The following is an 898-nucleotide window of genomic DNA, read 5'->3' as shown; positions in this document are numbered from 1 at the left end:
GCCTTCGATACACATAAATATACATAACAAAACCATAAAGCGCATAATTAGCTGCATAAGCCCAGGTTACAGCTTTAATACCCCACATACCTGTAAACACAACCGACAAAAGATAGAAAGACAAACAGAATAGTATTTCAGTAAAAATAAAAAGCTTCACCATCGCTTTGCTAAGCATGACATATGCCATAATCCAGCTACATATCTTTAGGCTATCACCTATCACTTGGCCTAAGAAGAGCTCGCGAACAGGGTAAAATTCTGAGGTAAACAGAACTGAGACGATAACATCTCTGAGCAGGTACATAAATAACCCTGCCACAATGGCAACGGGAAGTATCAATCGATATCCGCTCAGAACCTCTTTACGGATTTCATCTCCAGTTTTTAGTTCCGCCAAACGAGGAAGATAATAAACACTCAATGTTGTAGTAACTAGTAGTAAATAGGCTGCACTTAATCTCCACATTGCCTCCCAATATCCCGCCACCTCCCAGCCTAATGTATTACCCAGGTGATTCCTAACCAGAACTTGCCCCAGGGGCACGCAAACCGCTGAAACTACAGCCATTAAAAAGTAACCGCACAAGTTACTAAGAACCCCCCTATCGGGGTAACCGAATAGGGAGCCAAAATTAAACCAAGCGGTCCTTAGGCATAAGGAAACAGTAATTATAAAACTGACTGACTGATAAATTACCAGCGCAATAAGCGCACCCAACAAGCCATATTTTGTTGCAAGAAAATAAGTCACAGCTAGCGACAGGAAACTGCCAAATATATTAGCCGTCACGTACAGCAGTATTTCTTTTCTTCCATTTAAAATAGCCAACAGCAACGTATTTAAAGAAAAAAATAATACTCCGCCAGCAAACCAGAGGAATACACTACCAAGACT

Annotated in this window: 1 protein-coding gene; it reads right to left on the bottom strand. The window is 41.0% G+C overall.

Annotated elements, in window-relative coordinates:
• A partial coding sequence (locus INT12_RS30520) for an O-antigen translocase (RefSeq protein WP_193059184.1) occupies nucleotides 1-898 on the bottom strand: 898 nt, incomplete at both ends.

Origin of the sequence: Pseudomonas sp. K8 (assembly GCF_014889455.1) — a bacterium.
Classification (GTDB): Bacteria; Pseudomonadota; Gammaproteobacteria; order Pseudomonadales; family Pseudomonadaceae; genus Aquipseudomonas; species Aquipseudomonas veronii.
Note: the sequence above shows the minus strand (reverse complement) of the source record. Positions and strands in the feature narration are given on the sequence as shown.